This window comes from Phycicoccus sp. DTK01 (assembly GCF_017312765.1).
Classification (GTDB): Bacteria; Actinomycetota; Actinomycetes; order Actinomycetales; family Dermatophilaceae; genus Phycicoccus; species Phycicoccus jejuensis.
This window is the reverse complement of the sequence record NZ_BOPU01000002.1, coordinates 18,056-39,395: the sequence shown is the minus strand read 5'-3', so window position 1 is coordinate 39,395 and position 21,340 is coordinate 18,056. Positions and strand designations below refer to the sequence as shown.

General features: G+C 74.1%; 19 protein-coding genes. 7 read left to right on the top strand and 12 right to left on the bottom strand.

Translation table 11 applies throughout. The features are described 5' to 3' along the window. Positions 1 to 74: 74 nt before the first annotated feature. From J3473_RS04035 to J3473_RS04020, 4 genes are read right to left on the bottom strand one after another with little or no spacing between them, the layout of a single operon-like run. Positions 75 to 1,340 carry a glycosyltransferase family 4 protein gene (locus tag J3473_RS04035; protein ID WP_207022020.1) on the bottom strand — a complete coding sequence of 422 codons (1,266 nt, stop codon included), beginning with the start codon at positions 1,338 to 1,340 and terminating at the stop codon, positions 75 to 77. Then, positions 1,337 to 2,377 carry a hypothetical protein gene (locus tag J3473_RS04030; RefSeq protein ID WP_207022019.1) on the bottom strand — a complete coding sequence of 347 codons (1,041 nt, stop codon included), beginning with the start codon at positions 2,375 to 2,377 and terminating at the stop codon, positions 1,337 to 1,339. The genes J3473_RS04035 and J3473_RS04030 overlap by 4 nt, the downstream gene beginning before the upstream one ends. Continuing rightward, positions 2,374 to 4,356: a polysaccharide biosynthesis protein gene (locus J3473_RS04025; protein WP_207022018.1), complete on the bottom strand. Its 1,983-nt coding sequence runs from the start codon at positions 4,354 to 4,356 to the stop codon at positions 2,374 to 2,376. The genes J3473_RS04030 and J3473_RS04025 overlap by 4 nt, the downstream gene beginning before the upstream one ends. Positions 4,357 to 4,414: 58 nt before the next feature. Then, positions 4,415 to 5,893, bottom strand: a complete 1,479-nt coding sequence (locus J3473_RS04020) for a CCA tRNA nucleotidyltransferase (protein WP_207022017.1) — start codon at positions 5,891 to 5,893, stop codon at positions 4,415 to 4,417. Positions 5,894 to 6,009: 116 nt separating this feature from the next. Between J3473_RS04020 and J3473_RS04015 the strand changes: the two genes are divergently transcribed. The 7 genes from J3473_RS04015 (at position 6,010) to trxA (ending at position 13,252) form a co-directional block, all read left to right on the top strand. Continuing rightward, positions 6,010 to 6,501 (top strand): NUDIX hydrolase, encoded by a 492-nt coding sequence (locus J3473_RS04015; protein ID WP_207022016.1) that lies wholly within the window; start codon positions 6,010 to 6,012, stop codon positions 6,499 to 6,501. Then, the gene (gene murJ, locus J3473_RS04010; RefSeq protein WP_030527303.1) at positions 6,498 to 8,156 is read left to right on the top strand and encodes a murein biosynthesis integral membrane protein MurJ; all 1,659 of its coding nucleotides are present in this window, start codon (positions 6,498 to 6,500) and stop codon (positions 8,154 to 8,156) included. Before J3473_RS04015 ends, murJ begins: the two co-directional genes overlap by 4 nt. Positions 8,157 to 8,232: 76 nt before the next feature. Beyond that, on the top strand, positions 8,233 to 10,281 hold the full coding sequence (locus J3473_RS04005; RefSeq protein ID WP_207022015.1) for a protein kinase family protein: 2,049 nt from the start codon (positions 8,233 to 8,235) through the stop codon (positions 10,279 to 10,281). An 11-nt stretch (positions 10,282 to 10,292) separates the two neighbouring features. Beyond that, a complete protein-coding gene (sigM, locus tag J3473_RS04000; protein ID WP_242525677.1) occupies positions 10,293 to 10,880 on the top strand; it encodes an RNA polymerase sigma factor SigM in 588 nt (195 codons plus the stop codon). A gap of 82 nt (positions 10,881 to 10,962) precedes the next feature. Continuing rightward, on the top strand, positions 10,963 to 11,784 hold the full coding sequence (locus J3473_RS03995) for a hypothetical protein (RefSeq protein ID WP_207022014.1): 822 nt from the start codon (positions 10,963 to 10,965) through the stop codon (positions 11,782 to 11,784). A 117-nt stretch (positions 11,785 to 11,901) separates the two neighbouring features. Beyond that, a complete protein-coding gene (trxB, locus tag J3473_RS03990; RefSeq protein WP_207022013.1) occupies positions 11,902 to 12,840 on the top strand; it encodes a thioredoxin-disulfide reductase in 939 nt (312 codons plus the stop codon). Between the two features lie 85 nt (positions 12,841 to 12,925). After that, entirely contained in the window at positions 12,926 to 13,252 is a 327-nt protein-coding gene (trxA, locus tag J3473_RS03985) for a thioredoxin (RefSeq protein WP_207022012.1), read from the top strand. 93 nt (positions 13,253 to 13,345) lie between these two features. On the opposite strand, the gene J3473_RS03980 is transcribed toward trxA, so the two are convergent. From J3473_RS03980 to rpmH, 8 genes are all read right to left on the bottom strand, one after another. Continuing rightward, complete coding sequence (locus J3473_RS03980; protein WP_207022011.1) at positions 13,346 to 14,386, bottom strand: ParB/RepB/Spo0J family partition protein; 1,041 nt, start codon at positions 14,384 to 14,386, stop codon at positions 13,346 to 13,348. Then, positions 14,383 to 15,534 carry a ParA family protein gene (locus J3473_RS03975; RefSeq protein WP_306790176.1) on the bottom strand — a complete coding sequence of 384 codons (1,152 nt, stop codon included), beginning with the start codon at positions 15,532 to 15,534 and terminating at the stop codon, positions 14,383 to 14,385. Before J3473_RS03975 ends, J3473_RS03980 begins: the two co-directional genes overlap by 4 nt. Positions 15,535 to 17,145: 1,611 nt before the next feature. Continuing rightward, positions 17,146 to 17,862 carry a 16S rRNA (guanine(527)-N(7))-methyltransferase RsmG gene (gene rsmG, locus J3473_RS03970; protein WP_207022010.1) on the bottom strand — a complete coding sequence of 239 codons (717 nt, stop codon included), beginning with the start codon at positions 17,860 to 17,862 and terminating at the stop codon, positions 17,146 to 17,148. A 17-nt stretch (positions 17,863 to 17,879) separates the two neighbouring features. Then, the gene (locus J3473_RS03965) at positions 17,880 to 18,599 is read right to left on the bottom strand and encodes a R3H domain-containing nucleic acid-binding protein (protein WP_242525676.1); all 720 of its coding nucleotides are present in this window, start codon (positions 18,597 to 18,599) and stop codon (positions 17,880 to 17,882) included. A 74-nt stretch (positions 18,600 to 18,673) separates the two neighbouring features. Continuing rightward, positions 18,674 to 19,624, bottom strand: coding sequence for a membrane protein insertase YidC (yidC, locus tag J3473_RS03960; RefSeq protein WP_207022009.1), 951 nt, complete (start codon positions 19,622 to 19,624; stop codon positions 18,674 to 18,676). Positions 19,625 to 19,681: 57 nt separating this feature from the next. After that, positions 19,682 to 20,002: a membrane protein insertion efficiency factor YidD gene (yidD, locus tag J3473_RS03955; protein ID WP_051750269.1), complete on the bottom strand. Its 321-nt coding sequence runs from the start codon at positions 20,000 to 20,002 to the stop codon at positions 19,682 to 19,684. Further along, on the bottom strand, positions 19,999 to 20,364 hold the full coding sequence (gene rnpA / locus J3473_RS03950; RefSeq protein WP_207022008.1) for a ribonuclease P protein component: 366 nt from the start codon (positions 20,362 to 20,364) through the stop codon (positions 19,999 to 20,001). The genes yidD and rnpA overlap by 4 nt, the downstream gene beginning before the upstream one ends. A 9-nt stretch (positions 20,365 to 20,373) precedes the next feature. Beyond that, positions 20,374 to 20,511 carry a 50S ribosomal protein L34 gene (gene rpmH / locus J3473_RS03945; protein ID WP_013885212.1) on the bottom strand — a complete coding sequence of 46 codons (138 nt, stop codon included), beginning with the start codon at positions 20,509 to 20,511 and terminating at the stop codon, positions 20,374 to 20,376. Positions 20,512 to 21,340 lie beyond the last annotated feature (829 nt).

The window sequence follows — 21,340 nt, the reverse complement described above, 5'->3', positions numbered from 1 at the left end:
GCTGCGCCGCCGTCCGCCCGAGCATCAGCAGGTGCGAGGCGAGCCGGCGCGGCGTGGCCCGGGCCGGCCGGGGGTCAGGCGCCACGACGGGCCACCACCGAGTCCAGGACGCCCACGTAGGCCTCGGCGAGGGCGTCGGGGCGGGCGTTCTCGGCCACCCACGCGCGCCCGAGGGCCGGGACCTCGAGCAGCGTGCGGTCGGCCGCCAGGCGCTCCCACGTGTCAGCCAGCTGCTCGACGTCGCCCGGGGTGCTCACCGCGCCGGCGTGGCGGCCCTCGACGATCTCGCGGGCCTCCCCCGCCACGACGGCGGTCGCGTGGACGCCGAGTCCCATGACCTCGTAGAGCTTCGAGGGCACCGCCATCTCGAGCGCCGCCCAGCCGCGCAGGCTGACGAGGACGGTGTCGCACCACGCGTAGTGCTCGGTCATCCGCGAGCGCGGGACGGGGTCGCACCAGACCACCGGGGCTCCGAGCTCGCGGGTCAGCGCCTCCAGCCCCCGGCGGTCGGCGCCGGCACCGACGACCCGCAGCTCGAGGCGGACTCCGCGCGCCTGGGCCAGCGCGGCGGCCCGGACGGCGGTGGCGAGGCCCTGGGCGCGACCGACGGTCCCGCCGTAGAGGACGCGCAGGACGTCGTCGTGGTGCTCGGCCCCGGCGGGCCGGTCCGGCCACCCCGGCAGCTCGTGCGCCGCATTGCGGACGACGTGCACCGGCTCGACGCCGCGCGAGCGCAGGACCTGCGCGAAGGCGTCGGTCGTCACGACGACGGCGTCGGCGCGGCGCTGGAGCCGGGTCGTCGCCGCACCGAGGGCGCTCATCCCCCGGCGGGCCGCGCGGGCGGGCAGGGAGGGGCGGCCGTGGGCGTCGGCGTGGTCCCAGTCGTCGGCGACGACGAGCAGGTCCGGCCACGCGTCACGGACCTCGGCGACGAAGGGCACGCCGAGGTGGCGGGCCGCGCGGCCCCCGGCCCACAGCATCGGGAGGGACGGGACGGTGGCGACGACGACCTCCGGGCGCCAGCCGCCGAGGCCCCGCCGCACGGTCGCCACCGCGGCGGACGCGACGACCGCCTCGTCGGCCATCCGCGGCCGCACCCGCTCGTCGTAGGGTCGGAACCGGACCCGGTGCACGACCTCGCCGTGCTCGCCCGCGTGCGTGCGGCCCGGCGCGAAGGCCCGGTGCTCCGGCAGCAGGTGGCCGTGCGGGTAGTGGGGCGCGGGGGCGACGACGTGCAGCTCGTGGCCGGCGGCCGTGAGGCACCGCGCGAGCCCGGACCACCGGTGCTGCGGGGCCCCCACCTCGGGGGCGTAGTACTGCGAGAGCAGGAGGATCCTCACGGGGCCTCCCGCGAGGCGCGCCACCGGGCTCCGCCGCCGACGACGGCGGTCGTGCCGAGATAGGCGAGGCAGAGCAGGACGCCGACCGCGATGGCCGGCAGGCGCACCGTGGCCGGGGCGTGCAGCACGCTCGGGAGGGAGAGCGCGCACAGGGTGGCGGTCGCCGCCACGACCGTGGCCGTCACCCGTGCGTGCGACCACCCGCCGCGCACGAGGCGCTGGTAGACGTGCAGGCGGTGCGCGGTCGTGATGCGGTCGCCCGCCAGCGCGCGGCGCAGCATGGTGGCGCCGGTGTCGGTGAGCAGGACGAGGAGGGGCGCGAGGACCGCGACGAGGGAGGCGCCGCTCGCCGCGAGCCACGCCGCGAGGACCGCCCAGGAGGCACCGAGGAGGTAGGAGCCGACGTCGCCGAGGAAGGCCTTGGCGACGGGGAGGTTGACCGGGAGGAAACCGAGGGCGGCCCCGGCGACCGCCGCGGAGGCCACCGCCGCCGACGGCACCGCGGCGTGGGCGGCGAGCACCGCGTACCAGCCACCCGTCACCACCGCGTGGCCGGCCACGAGGCCGTTGGCCCCGTCCATGAAGTTCGTCGCGTTGACGAGGGCGACGACGAGCACGGTGACCACCGGCACCCACGCCCAGGCGGAGCCGGTCGCCTGGACGAGCGCGACGCCGACGACGAGCCCGATGGCCACCTGCGCCGCCATCCGCACCGTGACCGACACCGAGCGCAGGTCGTCGAGCAGCCCGAGCAGCCCGAGCACGAACGGCCCGGCGAGGAGGACGACCGGCCACCGCCCCGCCGCGTCGAGGACGTCCGGGGCGACGACCCGGGTCAGCAGGACGACGACCGGCACGGCGACGAGCAGGCCCACGCCGCCACCGCGCACCGTCGGCCGCTCGTGGAGCGAGCGCGAGCCCGGCACGTCGAGCACACCCCGCCGCCGCAGCGCGGGCAGAGCCACCCGGAGCGCGAGCGCGCAGACGGCCAGGGCGGCCGCCGCGACGAGCGCGAGGGCCGTGGGGGATGGGGTCATCGCCGCCCGCTGGGCACGCCGCGGGGCGCCGCGGCGGTGGTCAGCGTCCGCAGCAGCTCGGGGACGAGCACGTCACCGTGGCCGCCGTCGAGCTCGGCGCGGATCCGGTCGATCTCGCTCAGCGCGTCGGCCGGCAGGGCCGGCATCGGCACGTGCGTGACGAGGGGGTGGTGCGGACGGACGTCCGGCTCGTCGGCGGCGAGCACCCGCTCGGCCGTCTTCTCGCCGGGCCGGGCACCGGTGTAGACGATGGCGGGGTCGGGGTAGCCCTGGAGCTCGGCGAAGCGTCGCGCCACGGACTCGATGAGGTGCGGGTCGCCCATGTCGAGGACCAGGCCCTCGCCGGTGCGGCCGTGCACCCCGGCCTGGAGGACGAGCTGGGTCGCCTCGTGCACCGTCATGAAGTACCGCGTCATGTCGGGGGTCGTGATGGTCAGGGGGCGCCCGGCGGCCAGCTGCGCCGCGAAGGCGGTCAGGGCCGACCCGCGCGACCCGAGGACGTTGCCGAAGCGGACCGAGATGTACCGGCTGCCCTCCGGCGCCACCGACCCGTAGGTGGCGGTGAGCCGCTCGGTCAGCCGCTTGCTGTAGCCGAGGACGCTCTGCGGGTCGGCGGCCTTGTCGGTGGAGATGTTGACGAAGCGGTCGACGCCGTGGTCGACGCACGCCGCGAGCAGGTCCGAGGTGGCGGCGACGTTGGTCCGGAACGCCTCGGCCGGGAAGCGCTCGGCGAGCGTCAGGTGCTTGAGGGCGGCCGCGTGGAAGACGACGTCGGGGCGGTGGCGCCGCAGGAGGCTGCGGACGAAGGCCGGGTCGCGCAGGTCACCGAGGACGAGGTCGTCGGAGTCGAGCTGGCCACGGCCGTCGACCGACAGCTGGACGCCGTGCAGGAGGCTGTCGTCGCGGTCCGTCATCACCAGGCGCGCGGGCCCGAAGGCGTTGATCTCGCGGCAGAGCTGGGAGCCGATCGAGCCACCGGCCCCGGTGACGAGGACGGTCCTGCCCCGGAGGTACTGCGCGATGCCCTCCTGGTCGATCTGGATGACCCCGCGGCCGAGCAGGTCGTCCAGGAGGACCGACCGGAAGGCCGGGCGGGCGAGCTCGACCGAGCCGCCGGCGGGGATGCCCTCGCGGGAGCCGCCACCCGAGGTCGGGGTGGAGACCATCTCGTCGAACGACGGCAGGACGAGCAGCTCGACGCCGATCTCCGTCGTCGTCTCGACGACCCGCTGGACGAGCGCCGACGGAGCGGTGGGCGCGGCGAGCAGCACGACCTCGGCCCCGACGCGCCGGCACACGGCCTCGAGGTCGCCGACCGTGCCGTGCACCCGGACGCCGAGGATGGACAGCGACCGCTTGCGAGGGTCGTCGTCGACGACCGCGACGGGGGTGAGGGTGCTCGTGCCGTCGTCGAGGAGCATCGAGACGGCCCGTCGGCCCCCGGCCCCGGCCCCGACGACCACCGCGCGGCGTCGTTCGCCGCGCTGCCGGGTGCGGGCGCGGTGGACCTGCAGCGCGAGGTAGCGCAGGACCACCCACGAGAAGGCCGCGGTGGGCGGGGCGGTGAGCGCGACGCTGACCGGGAGGACGGCGGGGGTGGTGAGGACGGAGGCGGTGGTCAGGCACGCGACGAGCACCATCGTCACCAGGCCCAGGCCCACGGCCTCGTCCTGCGAGCCCCAGTGGCAGCGCCGGGCGACGACGAGCCCGTAGGTGACGAGGTACACCGCGGCGGCGAGGAGCATCGCCAGGCCGAGGCCCTCGCGGTTGACCCGGGCGGCGTCGAGGTCGTAGCGGACGACGGCGAGGACGGCGATGGCCGCGACGAGGACGGCGACGTCGACGAGGACGAGCGCGAGCACCGGCCAGCGGCGTGCGTGGGGGGTCGGCGAGGGCACCGTCCGGCCACCGAGGTCGGCGCGCTCCGTGCCCCCGGCGGCGGACGAGGCGTCGGCCGGCCGGCCCGCTCCCTCGAACACCTGCGTCATGCTACTGAGTTCCCCCCGATCCGGCTCCCCGGACGAGTCCCCTCGGGCCTCAGCCGTCACTCGCGGCGCGCGACTCCGGCTGCTCCACCCACCACGCGAGCAGCCGCTCGCGAGCGACCTCCGGGCCGACCGGCCCCTCGTCGAGCCGCAGCGCGAGGAGGAACTGGTAGGCCCGCCCGAGCACCGGCCCGGGTCGGATGCCGAGGACCTGCGCGATCTCGTGGCCGTCGAGCTCGGGCCGGACGGCCTTGAGCTCCTCCTCCTCCAGCAGGCGGGCGATGCGCTCCTCGAGCTCGTCGTAGGCCCGCGACAGGCGCCGCGCCTTCTTGACGTTGCGCGTCGTGCAGTCCGCGCGGGTCAGGCGGTGCAGCCGGGGCAGGAGGTCACCGGAGTCGGTGACGTAGCGGCGCACCGCCGAGTCGGTCCAGGCGCCGTCGCCGTAGCCGTGGAAGCGCAGGTGCAGCTCGACCAGCCGGGCCACGGCCTTGGTCGTCTCCTTGTCGAAGCGCAGCGCCCGCATCCGCTTCGCGCTGAGCTTGGCACCGACGACCTCGTGGTGGTGGAAGGACACCCCGCCGCCGTCCTCGAAGCGCCGGGTCGCGGGCTTGCCGATGTCGTGCAGGAGCGCGGCCAGGCGCAGGACGAGGTCCGGCCCCGGCACCGACTCCGGCGGCCCGTCGGCCGGCCCCTCGAGGTCGATGGCCTGCTCGAGGACGGTCATCGAGTGCTCGTAGACGTCCTTGTGCCGGTGGTGCTCGTCGACCTCGAGCTGCAGGGCCGGAAGCTCGGGCAGGACGATCGCCGCGATGCCGCTCCGGACGAGGAGCTCGAGGCCCGCGCGGGGGTGGGCTCCCATGAGCAGCTTGACGAGCTCGTCGCGCACCCGCTCCGCGGACACGATGTCGATGGAGGAGGCCATGTCGCGCATGGCCGTCAGCACCTCCGGCGCCGGGACGAAGCCCAGCTGCGACACGAACCGGGCGGCGCGCATCATCCGCAGCGGGTCGTCGCCGAACGAGACCTCCGGGGTGGTCGGGGTGCGCAGCACGCGGGCCTGGAGGTCCTCGAGGCCACCGTGGGGGTCGACGAAGGCGAGGTCCGGGAGCCGCAGCGCCATCGCGTTGCACGCGAAGTCACGGCGCACGAGGTCGTCCTCGAGGGTGTCGCCGAAGGCCACGACCGGCTTGCGGGTGACGCCGTCGTAGGCGTCGGCCCGGTAGGTCGTCACCTCGACGACGACGTCGCCGCGGCGGGCGCCGATCGTCCCGAAGGCGCGGCCCATGTCCCAGGTCGCGCTGCCCCAGGCCGCGAGGATCGCCTCGGTGTCGTCCGGGCGGGCCGAGGTCGTCAGGTCGAGGTCGTTCGAGGTCCGGCCGAGGAAGGCGTCGCGGACCGGGCCGCCGACGAGCGCGAGGTCGTGCCCGGCCGCAGCGAAGCGCTGCCCGAGGTCGGTGAGCACGGGCAGCGCGGGGGCGAGGTGGGCGACGGCCTCGCGGAGCAGCGCGGCCGGGGGCTGACGGTCGGACACGAGGGTCAAGCCTAGGGGCGCGCCGCCGCGGCCCCGTCCGGAGGACCCTCGGCGGGCACCGCACCGGGGGCCCCGACGACCCGGCCGGGAGGTGCCCCAGTGGTTACAGTGACCAGATGAGCCACGCAGCAGCCGACCCCGCCGGGTCACCGCCGCGCCGGCTCCCGGCGGTCGAGGAGCGCAGCGCGGGCGGCGTCGTCGTCGACGTCCACGAGGGCCGCGCCCGGATCGCCGTCATCGCCCGCCGCAACCGGGCCGGCCGGGTCGAGTGGTGCCTCCCCAAGGGCCACATCGAGGGCCAGGAGACGCTGCCCGAGACCGCCGTGCGCGAGGTCGAGGAGGAGACCGGCATCGAGGGCCGCGTCCTCATCGAGCTCGGCACCATCGACTACTGGTTCGCGGCCGGCGACCGGCGCATCCACAAGTACGTGCACCACTACCTCCTCGAGGCGACCGGCGGCTACCTCACCATCGAGAAGGACCCCGACCACGAGGCCATCGACGTCGCGTGGCTGCCCCTCGAGGACGCCCACCGGCACCTGACCTTCCCCAACGAGCGACGGATCGCCCGGCTCGCGTGGCAGCGCCTCGCCGGGGACGCCGGGTGAGCACGACGAACGCGACGGCCCCCAGCGTGGGCCGCTCCGGAGCCGTCATGGCCGCAGGCACCCTGGCCAGCCGCCTGGCGGGGATGCTGCGCGCCCTCCTGCTCACCTCGGTCATCGGCAGCACCGGGCTCGCGGCCGAGGCCTTCACCGTCGCCAACACGCTGCCCAACAGCCTCTACCTGCTGCTCGCCGGCGGGACGCTCAACGCCGTCCTCGTGCCGCAGATCATCCGGGCGCGCACCCGGCCCGACGCCGGCGAGGACTTCGTCAACCGGCTCATCACGGCCGCCATCGCCCTCTTCGTCGTCGCGACGGTCGTCCTCACGCTCGCCTCGCCGCTGCTCGTGCGCCTGTACTTCAACACCAACGACGCGCAGGCCCTCCAGCTCGGCACCGTCTTCGCCTTCGTCTGCGTGCCGCAGATCCTCTTCTACGGGCTCTACACGATCTTCGGCCAGGTGCTCAACGCCAACGGCCGCTTCGCCGCCTTCACCTGGGCGCCGCTCGTCGCCAACGTCGTCGCCATCGCCGGTCTCGGCTGGTTCGTCGTCGCGGGCCTGCCCGTGCGCGCCGAGCCGGGCGCCTGGACCCCCCAGATGGTCGCGATCCTCGCCGGCACCTCGACCCTGTCGATCGTCCTCCAGGCCGCCGCCCTCGTGCCCCCGCTGCGGCGGATGGGCTTCCGCTACCGCCCGCGCTGGGGGTTCAAGGGGCACGGCTTCGAGGGCGTCTCGGACGTCGCCAAGTGGAGCTTCGGCTCGATCGTCGTCGTCCAGCTCGGGTTCTGGGTCACGACGCAGGTCCTCACCGACGCCGCGAGCAAGGGCAAGGCGCTCGGCCTGCCCGCGGCCGGCATCGCGGCCTTCAGCCCGGCCCAGCTCCTCATGATGCTGCCGCACGGCATCGTCACCGTCAGCCTCGTCACGGCGCTCTACACGCAGCTGTCGGAGGCCGCGAGCCGCGGCGACCACGAGACCGTCATGCGCCACCACGAGCAGGGCCTGCGGATGCCTGCGCCGCTGCTGCTGCCGGTCGTCGCCCTCGTGCTCGCGACCGTGCCCGTCGTCACGGCCACCCTGTTCTTCCGCAACCCGCTCTCCGACACGCAGGCGATCGCCGCGGTGCTCGTCGGCCTCTTCGGCGGCATCCTCCCGCTCGGCTGGGTCTACCTCAACGACCGCGTCTTCTACGCGCAGCAGCAGACCTTCTGGTCCTTCCGCACGCAGTGCGTCGTCACGGGCATCTCGATGGCCGTCGCCTGGTTCGCCTCGACCCTGGCCCCGCAGCGCACCGCCACCGTCCTCGCCTTCGGGCAGACCAGCGCCTACGTCGTCGGCGCCGTCGTCGGATGGCTCGTCCTGCGCCGGCAGCACGGGCGGATCGGGCTGCGCGGCGCCGCCCGCGTCTACGTCCGGGTCGGTGTCCCCGCGGTCGTCACCGCCGCGCTGCTCGGCCTCGCGATCCACGCGCTCTTCCCGGACTTCGGCACCGAGCGCGGTCTGCACACCTTCCTCCTCGGCGCGCTCGTGCTCGGTGTCGCCGGCGTCGTCGAGCTCGCCGTCACGTGGGGGGTCGCGCACGCGCTCGGGGTCGAGGAGGTCGGGCGCCTGCTCGCGCCCGTCGCGCGCCGCCTGCCTGGCCTGCGCCGTCGCTGAGACGACCCCCTACGATGGACGGACCCCGCCGCACGCCGCGGCGGGCCGCCGTGACCGACGACGGAAGGAGCCCGCGGTGAGGGGTGTGGGACCCGGCACCGTGCTCGGGGGCAGGTACACGGCGCAGCAGAGGGTCGCGCAGGACCGCGGCACCGAGCGCTGGCTCGCCGACGACACCACGCTCGGGCGACGGGTGTCCGTGCTCGTCGTCCCGGCCGACGACCACCGCGCCGCCGCCTTCCTCGACGCCGCGCGCCGCGCCGGCTCCGTCACGCACCCGGTCCTCCTGCGCGTCCTCGACGTCGGTCGCGACGACGAGATCGCGTGGCTCGTCGAGGAGGAGCTCCCCGAGGCCCGCACCCTCGCCGACCTCGTCTCCGACGGCGGGGTCCCCGGCGACGAGGTCCGCCGCATCACCGGCGAGGTCGCCGCCGCGCTCGAGTCGGCCCGCGGCCGCGGGATGCACCACCTCGACCTCACCCCGGACGACGTCCTGCGCACCAGCGACGGCGAGGTGCGCCTGCGCGGCCTCGAGGTCGCCGGGGTGCGCGCCGGCGAGGACGGCCTGGAGCCGGACGACGCCGCCCGCCGCGACGCCGTCGGGGTCGTCGCCCTGGCCTACGCCGGGCTGACCGGCCTGTGGCCCCTCGGGGCCGGCGCCTCCGGCCTCGCCGCCGCCCCCCGCGTGCCCGGCGGGGTCGCCTCACCGTCCGAGATCGCCGCCGGTGTGCCGCGCGACCTCGACGCCCTCTGCCGCCTCACCCTCTCCGACGACCAGGGCCCGACCTCCCCCGGCGACTACGCGTCGCAGGTCGCGCCGTGGCCCTCGCGCCAGGTCGTCGGCCGTCCCGTCGTGCCCGTGCCCGCACCGGTGCTGCCGGAGCCGGTCGGCGTCGAGGAGCCGGTCGAGGACGAGCCCACACCCACCGTGTCCCCCGAGCCCGAGGAGCCCGGCACGCCGGAGGACTCGCCCGACGACGACGCCACCGCGCAGCTGCCGGTCGTGCCGGCCGCCGCGGCCGGTGCTGCTGCGGCCGGTGTGGCTGCGGGTGCCGTCGCGGCCGGCCGAGGGACGCCGGACGACGAGGCGCCGACGCGCGAGCAGCCGGTCGTCACCCCCGAGGCCGACGAGGCCGACGAGTCCGACCCCGAGGCCGCCGACCCGGCGCAGGACGTCGACGACACCGAGGTGACCCGGGTCGTCGAGCGGCCGACGCCCCCCGCGTGGGCCGTGGACGAGACCGCGGACCGCGAGCCGGCCGACGGCTCCCCCGAGGACGCCCGCTCCGACGACGACGCACCGGGCCGCGCGGCCGCGTCCGGCGCCGCCGTGACCGCCGCGATGACCTCGGTCGGGACGAGCGTGAGCTCCTTCGCCCGCCGCGCCGTCGACAAGGTCACCGAGCTCTCACCGGACACCCGGCGCGACCCCGACGCCGACGACGACCTGCTCTCCCCGCTCGTGCCGGCCGAGCCGCTGACCCGCGACCAGTCGAAGCTGGCCATCGGCATCATCATCACCTTCCTCGTCGTGGCCCTCGTCATCGGCATCGCGGGCATCCGCCGGATCGGCGCCAACACCAACCTCGGGCTCGACGGGCCGATCGCGACGAGCCCGACCGGCGGCGCCTCGCGCAGCCCGTCGGCGAGCGCGTCGAGCGACGAGGGGGACGGCGCGGACAGCGGCGAGCCCGAGCCGCTCGCCATCCTCAAGGTCGAGGCCTACGACCCCGAGGGCGACGGCTCCGAGAACGACAACCTCACCCCGAAGACCTACGACGGCGACACCTCGACCGGGTGGTTCTCCGAGAACTACCGGACCGACGCCTTCGGTGGGCTCAAGAAGGGGCTCGGCCTCGTCGTCGACCTCGGGCCGAACAAGAAGCCGCAGAACGTCGAGCTCGTCGTCCCGCAGGACGTCGACCTCGAGGTGTACGTCGGGCCGGACGCCACCCGCGACGGCGCCACGAAGATCGGCGAGAAGACCGACGCCAAGGGCACCCTGGAGTTCCCCGTCCCCGAGAAGGTCAACGGGCAGTACATCATCCTCTGGTACACCGGCCTCCACGCGGACGCCGACGGCAAGCGTCGGGCGTGGCTCGACGAGGTCGTCGTCACCGGGTGACGGGTCCGCGCGTGAACGTGCCGGAGCCGGCCGACCCCGACGACGCCACCCTGCTGGCGCGGCACGTCGCGGGGGACGCCGAGGCGTTCGGCGAGCTGTTCCGCCGGCACCGGGACCGGATGTACGCCGTCGCGCTGCGCACCACGGGGCAGCGCGAGCTCGCGGCCGACGCGGTGCAGGAGGCCTTCATCTCGGCCTTCCGCCGCGCCGACGCCTACCGGGGCGACGCCGCCGTCACGACGTGGCTGCACCGCATCGTCGTCAACGCCTGCCTCGACCGGCTCCGCCGCGAGAAGGTGTCCGTCCGGCGCGCCGGTGACCTCGGCGAGCTCGACCTGCCCGACCGGCACGACCACCACGCCTCGACCGAGACCGCGCTCGTCGTCCGGGAGGCCCTCGCGCGCCTGCCCGAGGGGCAGCGCAGCGCCCTCGTCCTCGTCGACATGCACGGGATGCCGGTGGCCGAGGCCGCCGTGGTCCTCGGGGTCGCGGAGGGCACCGTCAAGTCACGGTGCTTCCGGGGGCGCGAGGCCCTCGCCGCGATGCTGCGTCCCTCCGCAGGAAGCTCGGACGCGACGGAACCGCAGGGGGCCACGTGACGTCACAGCCCTGGCCCGCATCCTGCGTGCCGTCCCCCCGCCCCACCTGCCGCGTCCCGGACGCCACCGACCGGAGGAGCTCGTGAGCCACCCCCACGACGAGACCGACCCGGTCGAGCACGACCCCACGGGGATGCGCGCCCTCCTCGGCTCGCTCCCCGAGCCCGGTCCGATGCCCGCCGACCTCGTGGCCCGCATCGAGGCCGCCCTCGCGGCGGAGGCGCGGGCCCTCCAGGACCCGGCCGCCGGACCCGAGCGCCGCCCGGCCGCGCCGGACGACGTCGTCGTCCCGTTGCGCCGGCGCTCCCGCTGGCAGCTCGTCGCCGTCGCCGCGTCCGTCCTCGCCGTCCTCGGGCTCGGTGGGGTGGTGCTGCAGACGATGGGAGACGGCGGCGTCACCGCGAGCCTCGGCCTCGCCGGGGGGTCCTCCGACAGCGCCGGCTCCGGCGCCGCGCCGCAGACCTCCCCCGAGGCCGGGTCCGCCCTCCTCGCCGAGGACGACGACCTGGGTGTCGTCGTGCTCGAGAGCGGGCGGGGCTACGCGAGCGCCGACCTGTCCACCCAGGTCGTGCGCGGCCTGCCGTGGGACCGGACCGGACGCGACGCCACCGACGCGCCGACCGCGTCCCCGACCGCCAAGGCGCAGGTCGAGGCCCAGGACGGCGGCGGCCCGACCGCGTCGCTCGGGGTGCTCGCCACCGCGGCCGGGGCGCGGGCCTGCGCCGAGGGGCTCGACGTCCCCGACGCCGACACCGTCGTCGTCGACCTCGCGACCGTCGACGGGACGCCGGCCGCGGTGCTCGTCGCGACGGCCGAGTCGGGGCGTCGCACGGTCTGGGCGGTCCAGCGGGACTGCACCCGGGCCGCCGCCCACGTCCTCACCGGTCCGCTCGTCGTCGGCTGACGCTCCGCGCGCTGCCGTCCGGCGGGGCGCGGGCGTGTCGGGAACAGCGCGGCCCTAGGATCGGTTCAACGAATCGCACCGCATGTTGCGGTGTCCACCCGCTCGCACCACAAGGGGATGTGTCCCGTGACCACCGACGTCCGCAACGTCATCATCATCGGCTCCGGCCCGGCCGGCTGGACCGCCGCCGTGTACGCGGCCCGCGCCAACCTCCAGCCGCTCGTCATCGAGGGCTCGGTCACCGCCGGCGGCGCGCTGATGAACACGACCGAGGTCGAGAACTTCCCCGGCTTCCGTGACGGCATCATGGGCCCGGACCTCATGGAGAACATGCGCGCCCAGGCCGAGCGCTTCGGGGCCGAGATCATCACCGACGACGTCGAGCACGTCGAGCTCGAGGGTGACGTCAAGCTCGTCCGCGACGGCATGGGCAACGAGTACCGCGCCAGGGCCGTCATCCTCGCGATGGGCTCGGCCTACCGCGAGCTCGGCCTGCCCGACGAGAAGCGCCTCTCCGGCCACGGCGTCTCGTGGTGCGCCACCTGCGACGGGTTCTTCTTCCGCGACCAGGACATCGTCGTCGTCGGCGGCGGCGACTCCGCGATGGAGGAGGCGACCTTCCTCACGAAGTTCGCCCGCTCCGTCACCGTCGTCGTGCGCCGTGACGAGCTGCGCGCCAGCCGCATCATGGCCGAGCGGGCGACCGCGAACGAGAAGATCCACTTCGCCTGGAACAGCGCCGTCGACGCCATCCACGGCGAGTCCAAGGTCTCCGGTGTCACCCTGCGCGACACCGTGACCGGCGAGACCCGCGAGCTGGCCGCCACCGGGCTCTTCGTCGCGATCGGGCACGACCCGCGCAACGAGCTCGTCAAGGGCCTGGTCGACCTCGACGCCGAGGGCTACGTCCTCACCGAGGGGCGCACCTCCAAGACCAACGTCCCGGGCGTCTTCGCCTGCGGCGACCTCGTCGACCACACCTACCGCCAGGCCATCACCGCCGCCGGCTCCGGCTGCGCCGCAGCCCTCGACGCCGAGCGGTTCCTCGCCCACTGATCCGTCGGGTGTCGGACCCCACCGGCATCCTCGAGTCACCACCTCGTCCCGCAGACCCCACCCGCACCACCCGGAAGGAACTCCCATGGGAGCCGTGAGCAGCACCACCGACGCCACCTTCGAGGCCGACGTCCTCAAGAGCGACAAGCCCGTCCTCGTCGACTTCTGGGCCGAGTGGTGCGGTCCGTGCCGCGCCGTCGCCCCGGTTCTCGAGGAGATCGCGCGCGACCACGGCGACAAGGTCGCCGTCGTCAAGCTCAACACCGACGAGAACCCCGGCATCACGGGCCAGCTCGGCATCACGAGCATCCCGACGATGCACGTCTACCAGGGTGGCGAGATCGTCAAGACGATCATCGGTGCCCGCCCGAAGCCCGTCCTGCTCCGCGAGCTGGAGCAGTTCCTCGGCTGACGCGCCCAGACGCACGGAGCGGCCCCGGACCATCAGGTCCGGGGCCGCTTCGCTGTTCTCAGCAGGGTTCTGGCAGAACCAGATTCGCTGGGGTCAGGCCGGGATCTCGCCGCGCAGGCGCATCAGCTCGAGGATGCGGTTGAGGTCGTCGACCGACGCGAACTCGACCGTGAGTCGGCCCTTCTTCTGCCCGAGGGCGATGCGCACCCGGGTGTCGAGGCGGTCGGAGAGGTCGGCGGCCAGGTCGTCGAGCTGCGGACGCCGGGAGCCGGCCCGCGGCGCGCTGCGCCGGGTCGGGGCCTCACCCTCGCCGAGCGCGACGAGCTCCTCGACCGTGCGGACCGACAGGCCCTCGGCGACGATGCGCTGGGCGAGGCGCTCCATGGCGGCGGCGTCGGGCAGACCGAGCAGGGCCCGGGCGTGGCCGGCGCTCAGCACCCCGGCCGCCACCCGGCGGGCGACGAGCGGGGGCAGGCGCAGGAGGCGCAGCGTGTTGCTGATCTGCGGCCGCGAGCGGCCGATCCGGGTCGCGAGCTCCTCCTGCGTGCAGCCGAAGTCGTCGAGCAGCTGCTGGTAGGCGGCGGCCTCCTCGAGCGCGTTGAGCTGGCTGCGGTGGAGGTTCTCCAGGAGCGCGTCGCGCAGGAGGTCGTCCTCGTCGGTGCTGCGCACGATCGCCGGGACGACGTCCTTGCCGGCCTCGCGCGAGGCGCGCCAGCGCCGCTCGCCCATGATGAGCTCGAAGCGGACCTCGTCGTCGGGCCCGGCGTCCGGCACGGGGCGGACGACGACGGGCTGGAGGACGCCGATCTCGGTGATCGAGTGGACCAGCTCGGCGAGCTCGTCCTCGTCGAAGACGGTGCGCGGCTGCCGCGGGTTGGGCCGGATGGCGTCGAGCGGGATCTCCGCGAAGCGGGCGCCGGGCACGGGGGCCAGGCCGTCGGTCTCGGCGGCGGGGGCCACCGCGTCGTCCGGGGTGGACGGCGTCGGCGTCGGGCCCGTGGCCTCCGGCCGCTCGTCGGTGGTCACGCCACCGTCGCGGTCCTTGAAGAACACGTCGACCGGGCGGTCCGTGGCCGGCTGCGCGGGGATGAGGGCGCCCAGGCCTCGCCCGAGGGCGCGACGCTTCTCGCTCATGCGGATTCCTCCGTCGTCGGGGCGGCGGCGCCACGCTCGGCGAGCTCGACGGCCGCCTCGAGGTAGGACAGCGCACCACTGCTGTTGGGGTCGTAGGTGATGACGGTCTGGCCGTGGCTCGGCGCCTCGCTGATCCGGACCGACCGGGGCACGGTGGCCCGCAGGGTCTGCTCACCGAAGTGGGCCCGGACCTCGTCCGCGACCTGCGCCGACAGCCGGGTCCGCCCGTCGTACATCGTGAGGAGGATCGTCGACACGTGCAACGCCGGGTTGAGGTGGTTGCGGATCAGCTCGATGTTCTTCAGCAGCTGGCTCAGCCCTTCGAGCGCGTAGTACTCGCACTGGATCGGGATGAACACCTCGTTGGCGGCGACGAACGCGTTGACCGTCAGCAGGCCGAGGCTCGGCGGACAGTCGATGAGCACGTAGTCGAGGCGGTCCCCCGCGGCCTCACGCTCCTCGACGTAGGCGGCGACCGCCTTCTGCAGGCGAGTCTCGCGCGCGACGAGCGAGACGAGCTCGATCTCGGCCCCCGCGAGGTCGATCGTCGCCGGCGCACACGTCAGCCCCTCGATGTCCGGGCACCGCTGGACCACCCCGCTGATGGGTGCGCCGTCGACCAGGACGTCGTAGATGCTCGGCACCTCGGAATGGTGGTCGATCCCCAGCGCCGTGCTGGCGTTGCCCTGGGGGTCGAGGTCGATGACGAGGACCGTGCTGCCCGCCTGTGCGAGGGCTGCGGCGATGTTGACGGTCGTCGTCGTCTTGCCCACACCGCCCTTCTGGTTGGCCACGGTGAGGACACGGGTCTGCGCCGGGCGCGGCACCGGGCGGCCGCTGAGGGTCACCCGCTTGCGCTCGTCCGCGGCGACGGCCTGGGCGAGCGGCGTGTTGCCGTCGGCTTCCGGGATGGATGCGGCGATGGCGGCTCGCTCCTCGTGGTCGGGTCTGGCGGGTTCCGCGTCGACGACCTGTCCGGTCGGTTCGACGGGGTCCGTGGAAATGGACGCCTGCTCCTCCGGCGGCTGCGGCGTTTCACGTGAAACGGCGGGCCACCCGACGCCGACGGACGACGCGACATCCCCGAGGGGGAAGCCAAGTCCGTCGACGACGCGGGGTGCGTCCGTGGGGTTGAGCACAGAGCTCACCGGTACCTCCTGCGACATGTTCAGCCCCCATCCAACCCCACGGGGGGTCGACACGCCAAAGCGAGCAGAGGCTGTGGACGACCCGGTGGACAACCACCCTCGATGGGGATCGACCGCGTGGCTCACGACCCCGAAAACCCTGTCGTGGCGCGGGCTTGCGGTCGTTGCCGTCCGCAGGAGCGGGGGGCCGGCGGCGGTGGACAACCTGTGGACAGCGTGCCTACTCCAGAGGTGTCGTGCCGGTGGGCTCCGTCGTCCGATGGGTCACGGGGCCCGCGGGCGTCGTCCATGTGGCCACCGACGCCGCCTGACGTGTGCCTGCCGCGACTGCCCCCCATCGTGTCGTCGCCGAGGCCCCGTCGGCCCGCTCGACCTGCTCAGCCCGGACGTCACTCTGTGTTTCACGTGAAACGTCCGCGCACACCACATCGAGACGTTTCCGTCCCCTGACTGGGCGCAGGCGCCCCGTCGTGCACGGGGAGTCGACGAACACCTTGCGGTGTGCCCGCGTGGCGTCTGCGATCGCCCTGATGGGCTGTTTCACGTGAAACGTGAGCATTGACCCGCCCGGGGTCCCTTCGGTCTCCTGCCGACCTGGTGGCCATCGTCGTCGTCGACGATCAACCGCAGCACGGTGTTGCTCTAGCACCGCTAGCTCGGCGATGTTGCAGATGGCATCCTTGTTTCACGTTAAACGGCCTCGATAGGTGGTGGAGCAGGACTGATCTCCCTCTCGGCGAGGTGTTGCCACGGGGCCCCGCGGTCGCGCCGCCGCCCGATCGGCCTCGTCGAGCCGGGTGGCGCACGATCAGTCACTGCGGACCGCCTGATGGTTCGTCCACATCCGCTCGTGATGCGTGATGCGCGCACGGTTGCCGGTGGGCGTGGTGCCCTCACGGCCGGCCAGTAGCTCGGCAGTCGCGTTTCACGTGAAACGCGTTGCGCAGGACCGTGCGACCTGTTGTGCGCCGAACCGGGCGGCCACCTCCACTCGCCAGCCAACCCGGGTCACCGTGCCCGCTCACGAGGGCTGAGCCCCGGCGGTGGACATCGCCCGCTCGTCGACCGCGAGGAGATCCTCGGCGACGAGGACGACGGGCGCCCGTCCTCAGTCAGGACGGTGGCTCACCCCGTCCACCCCCGTGCTGCACGGACCTCGAGGCAGGAACGGGCCAAACCGGGCGCACCCACGGCGCGGCCGGCTCATGACGCCACCGTGCTGTCGTCGGCAGGTGCGGGGTGGCGTCGAGTCAGGGGGCCGTGCCGCTGGACCCTTTCGCGCTGTGCGCCCGGAGCCACGACCAGCGCTCGACGCTCGGCACCGTGGCGCCGCTTCTCCCCTGCGGGCGCTCTGAGCACCCGGCCGATCGACCAGCTGAGGTGGGTGCGGCGCACGCCACCGCTGACAGAGGCTCCGAGCGGCCGACGACACCACGGAGTCGGTGATGACGGCTGTCCCGTGGTCCCGGTCCCGCCGACCATGGCCCGTGCTGCGCACGACCGGCGGTGTCGGCGTCGACGTTTCACGTGAAACACACCGCTCCCGGCCGGTTTCACGTGAAACAGGCCGCCCCCCGGCCGCGCCGCCCGTTCACCGCGCGACGCGGCGTGTCAGGAGCGGGGCCGCTTGGCGCTGCGACGACGGGCTGCCGTCGTCGCGCGCGCTGGCTTGGCCGGCTGTGGCCGGAACCGCAGGTCGACGGTGAGGACCGGCTCGTCGAGCACCGCACCCCCGTGCTCGCTCACGCGCGCCACCTCCAGACCCAGGCGCTGCAGGGCGCGGCGGTCCTCGTCCAGCTCCTCGCCGGCGCTGCGGCCCTTCATCGCGACGAGCGTCCCGCCGTCCGCGAGGAGCGGCACGCACCAGCGCGCGAGCTTGTCGAGGCGGGCCACCGCCCGCGCCGTCACCCACGGCGCCGAGACGGAGCCGGCCAGCTCCTCCGCGCGGCCCCGGTGAACGGTGACGTTCTCCAGCCCGAGGTCCTCGACGACACCAGCGAGCCACGTCGTGCGCCGCAGCATCGGCTCGACGAGGTGGACGTCGAGGTCCGGACGCGCCACCGCGAGGGCGACGCCCGGGAGGCCGGCGCCGGACCCGACGTCGACGAGGGACGCCCCGTGGGGGAACGCGTCCTCGATGACGGCGCAGTTGAGCACGTGTCGCTCCCACAGCCGCGGAACCTCACGCGGACCGATCAGCCCGTGGGTGACCCCCGTGTCGGCGAGGATCGCGGTGAACCGCTCGGCGAGGGCGAGACGGTCACCGAACACCGCGGCCGCACCCGTGGGTGCGGCCGGTGGCGTGAGAGGACGCTCGTCCTGCTCCATCGTGGGGTCCTCGTCGGTCAGGACGCCGTGATGACGACGTAGCGGCGGGGCTCGCTGCCCTCGGACTCGCTGTGCAGCCCGGCGCTGAGCACCTCGTCGTGGACGACCTTGCGCTCGAAGGCCGACATCGGCTCGAGCGAGGTGGACTCCCCGGAGCTCTGGACCGTCGCGATGGCCTCCTTGGCGATGCGCACGAGCTCCGCGCGACGGCCGGCGCGGTGGCCGGCGACGTCGAGCATGAGGCGGCTGCGCTCACCGGTCTCGCTCTGCACGGCGAGGCGGGTCAGCTCCTGGAGGGCCTCGAGCACCTGCCCGTCCTGTCCGACGAGGCGCCGCGGCACGCGACCCTCCTCGCTGTCGACGATCGCCACCGCGGCGCGGTCGCCGTCGATGTCGACGTCCAGGTCCCCGTCGAGGTCGCAGATGTCGAGGAGGGTCTCGAGGAAGTCGGCCGCGACCTCACCCTCGCGCTCGAGCTGCTGACGTCGCGCCGGGCGGCGCTGGCCGGCCGCCGGGACGTCCGTCTCGTCGCCCGCCTGGTCGGCGCCGGCGTGGGCGTCGTCCGAGGTGGCGTTCGCGGCGTCCGCGGACGTCTCGTGCTGGACACCCCCGGGGGTGTCCGTGGTGGCCTCACCCGGCGTCACCGCGCCGGCGGTCTCGGCCGCGCCGAGCTCCGCCGCCAAGGGCGTGGTCTCGTCGGCGGTGGGGGCGGTGCCCTCGGTCGTGTTCTCGCTCATGTGTGTGCCCTCCGTGTGGGACGTCGTACCGGTGTCGTGGGGCGTCGACGGCACCGAGGTGCCCGACGCGGTGCTCACTTCTTGCCCTTGGACCGCTTCTTGGACTTCGGCTGGACCCGCTGACCGACGATCGTCTGGTCCTCGACCTCGGCGGCCACCGCCGAGGCGCCGGGGACCGGCTTGCCCTTGCGCGCGAGCCGCGCGTGGTAGGCCCGCTCGGCGGCCGAGCCGGGCGCCGGCATCCGGCGGATCACGTAGAACTGCTGCGTCATCGACCAGACGTTGGTCGTGAACCAGTAGACGAGAACACCGATCGGGAAGTTGATGCCGGAGACGGCGAAGATGATCGGGAAGATGTAGAGCAGCATCTTCTGCTGCTTGGCGAACGGGCTGTCGAGCGCCGACTGCGGCATGTTCTTCGTCATCAGCTGGCGCTGGGTGAGGAACGTCGTCGCCGACATGAGGATGATGAGGACGACGGTGACGATCTGGGTCGCCAGGTTGTTGGCCCGCAGGAACGAGTCCGAGAGCTGCGCACCGAAGATCGTCGCCGACTCGGCCTGGGCAGCCACCGACTTCGTGATCGGCCCGATCTGGTCCTTCTTGCCGTTGGCGATGTCCGAGAGACCGTTGAGGACGCGGAAGAGGCCGAAGAAGAACGGTGACTGGACGAGGATCGGGAGGCACGAGCTGAAGGGGTTGGTCCCCTCCTTCTTGTACAGCTCCATCGTCTCCTGGGTCATCGCCTGGCGGGACTCGGGGTCGGACTTGCCCTTGTACTTCTTCTGGATCTTCTGCAGCTCGGGCTGGATGAGCTGCATCTTGCGCGATGCCTTGATCTGCTTGACGAACAGCGGGATCATCGCAGCGCGCATGACGATGACCAGGCCGACGATCGAGAGCGCCCAGGTCCAGCCACCGTCGGCGGGCAGCCCGATCGTCGTCAGGGCTGCGTGGAAGCCGTACATGATCCAGGCCACGAGCCACTCGATCGGGGCCAGGATGCTGTTGAACAGGTCGCCCATGATGTCCTTCGCTGGGCCGGCCTCAGCCGGCGTGTGGGGTCACGGTCGTGACGGGGGTCAGGGGTGCGACGGGCTCGCCGGGCCCGTGCTCGGTCGGTACGGCTTGGGCCCGGTCGTGCCGGCCACCGGAGCACCGGTCACCGGGTCGCGGTCCGGCACGTGGTCGACCCCGCCCGGGGTCCACGGGTGGCAGCGACCGATCCGACGCACGGCCATCCAGGACCCGCGCAGCGGGCCGAACCGCTGGAGCGCGGTCACGGCGTACTGCGAGCACGAGGGGTAGTACCGACAGGTCGGCGGACGCAGGGGGCTGATGAACCGCTGGTAGCCGCGGATCATCCAGACCAGGGGCGCGGCGAGGAGGCGTCCGACGCTCACGAGGCACCTCCGACCCGACCGACCACCTTGTGCACCAACGTGTCGAGCGCACCCCCCAGTTCCGCGGAGGAGGCCTCGGCGGCGGCGGGGTTGGCCCGGACGACGAGGTCGACACCAACCGGCACGCCCGCGAGGCGAGCGGCGACGAGGTGGCGCAGCCGGCGCTTCGTCCGGTTGCGCACCACGGCATTGCCGACGGCCCGTGACACGACGAAACCGACCCGCGGCGGGCATCCCGCGCGCGCGTCGGTCCGGGTGGCGTGCACCACGATCAGCCTCGAGCCGGCCCGGGTCGTCCCCCGGCCGCGGACCGCCGACGCGAAGTCCGCCCGCTCACGCAGACGGTTCGGCGCCGGCAGCACCGGTCGGCCTCAGGCCGAGAGCTCGGAGCGACCCTTGCGACGCCGGGCGGCGAGGATGGCGCGACCCGCACGGGTGCGCATCCGCAGACGGAAGCCGTGCGTCTTGGCGCGACGGCGGTTGTTCGGCTGGAAGGTCCGCTTGCTCACGATGTATCTCTTTCGCGGTGTCGGGCCGGACGGCCCGGGGGCTGGGAAGACGGCCTGGTCGGCCGCAGTCGGAGACCCACGACGTGCTCGGGAGCAGCGTTCGCGGGCATGCGAAAACGGCCGGAACAGGCCCCCCCAAGGTACCCGAGGCGCCGCTCACCGACCAAACCCACGGCCGGGTACCGCCGGACCCGCACCACGCTCTACCATCGCACGGAGCATCGGGCGGGCGCGGCACGACACACGCGGAGCACGACTCCGGCGGCGTCGACCGCACCATGATGTCCCCACAGGCTGTGGACAATCGTGTGGACGACCATCCCTCCCACGCAGTGCCGACCGGCGCCGCGACCACCACCAGGGCATCGGAAGGACGGGAACCACGTGCCGGACGCGACGATGACCCAGGTGTGGCAGGCCACGCTGGAGGCGCTCGACGAGGACGGGATCCCGGTCCAGCAGCGGGCCTTCCTCTCCCTCGCCCGCCTCGTCGGCCTCCTCGACGACACCGCCCTCATCGCCGTGCCGAACGACTTCACGAAGGACATCGTCGAGACCCGGCTGCGCGAACGTGTCACGCAGAGCCTCGGCGAGCGCCTGGGGCGCGACGTCCGCCTCGCGGTGACCGTCGACCCGACCCTCGGCGAGGTCGGGGAGCCGACGTCCAACGGCGTCGGCGACGACGGGCACGAGGCACGGGCCGCGGACCGCCGTCAGCAGATCGACGACCTCGAGCTCGACGACGACGGCGACGGGACCGACCACTCCGCCGGCCTGGCCACGGCCCACGCCGACCAGGACGGCGGCGGGGGCGACGGGCGCCGAGACC

Excerpts from the sequence above, each read along its gene's own strand:
- J3473_RS04030 (WP_207022019.1), bottom strand. The coding sequence starts at position 2,377 with ATGACCCCATCCCCCACGGCCCTCGCGCTCGTCGCGGCGGCCGCCCTG.
- J3473_RS04015 (WP_207022016.1), top strand. The coding sequence starts at position 6,010 with ATGAGCCACGCAGCAGCCGACCCCGCCGGGTCACCGCCGCGCCGGCTC.
- trxB (WP_207022013.1), top strand. The coding sequence starts at position 11,902 with ATGTGTCCCGTGACCACCGACGTCCGCAACGTCATCATCATCGGCTCC.
- trxA (WP_207022012.1), top strand. The coding sequence starts at position 12,926 with ATGGGAGCCGTGAGCAGCACCACCGACGCCACCTTCGAGGCCGACGTC.
- J3473_RS03980 (WP_207022011.1), bottom strand. The coding sequence starts at position 14,386 with ATGAGCGAGAAGCGTCGCGCCCTCGGGCGAGGCCTGGGCGCCCTCATC.
- rsmG (WP_207022010.1), bottom strand. The coding sequence starts at position 17,862 with ATGGAGCAGGACGAGCGTCCTCTCACGCCACCGGCCGCACCCACGGGT.
- J3473_RS03965 (WP_242525676.1), bottom strand. The coding sequence starts at position 18,599 with ATGAGCGAGAACACGACCGAGGGCACCGCCCCCACCGCCGACGAGACC.
- yidC (WP_207022009.1), bottom strand. The coding sequence starts at position 19,624 with ATGGGCGACCTGTTCAACAGCATCCTGGCCCCGATCGAGTGGCTCGTG.